Origin of the sequence: Mesotoga sp. HF07.pep.5.2.highcov (genome assembly GCF_003666285.1) — a bacterium.
In the GTDB taxonomy this organism is placed as follows: Bacteria; Thermotogota; Thermotogae; order Petrotogales; family Kosmotogaceae; genus Mesotoga; species Mesotoga prima.
In genome coordinates this window covers 1-716 of record NZ_JFHJ01000307.1, presented here as the reverse complement: position 1 = coordinate 716, position 716 = coordinate 1, and the positions used below count along the sequence as shown (strand labels likewise).

Annotated in this window: 2 pseudogenes; both read right to left on the bottom strand. The window is 45.1% G+C overall.

Going from position 1 to position 716, the window contains the following annotated elements:
• A pseudogene (locus tag BG32_RS06765) lies at nt 1-287 on the bottom strand (hypothetical protein); the annotation flags it as partial.
• Nucleotide 288: 1 nt separating this feature from the next.
• Nucleotides 289-716 (bottom strand): annotated as a pseudogene (locus BG32_RS06760) (ATP-binding cassette domain-containing protein); the annotation flags it as partial.

Genomic DNA, 716 nt, shown 5'->3' with positions numbered 1-716 from the left:
TCCTCATTTCTCATGAAGAGATATGATGACGTCGCGGAGAAAGAAATCAGGAAGAAGAACCCTGAGATAGTTAGGAAGAAACCTGCCATAACCTTTCCAAGAGAGACTCCCTCGATAGAGACCCCTGCAGTAGATCCATATACCTCCCAAAGAAACGTGCCGATCATAATCGCAAATACGGCGAAAATAAATAGCTGACCGGAAAGGCCACCCCTATTGCCTCTCTTGCCTGGGAAGAGAAACAGCTTGTGTTTGAAGAATAGCTTTAAATCATTCAAAGGGGCCACCTCACAGTGCACTTACTATTTCCTGGATGTCTTCATCCTCACCGGTTAACTGAAGGAAGAGGTTTTCGAGAGTTTCCCTTTCATCGGCACCGGCCTTCCTTCTCAATTCATTCATTGTACCTTCCGAAATCAACTTCCCCTTATTGATTATTCCTATCCTGTCACACATCTTTTCAGCGATTTCAAGTACGTGGGTCGTCATAAAAATCGTAGATCCCTCATTCTTGTACTTCTCCAGAAGCATCTTCAGGATTTTTGCGCTTCTTGCATCGAGGCCGACTGTGGGTTCGTCCAGGAATATCACTTCGGGCCGTCTCATCAGAACGGATATGACCATTATCTTTTGTTTCATGCCGTGGGACATCTCGGAGATCATCTTACCTAGATAATCGATTCCAAAGCTTCGCATAGCTCCCCGACTCTTTTCTT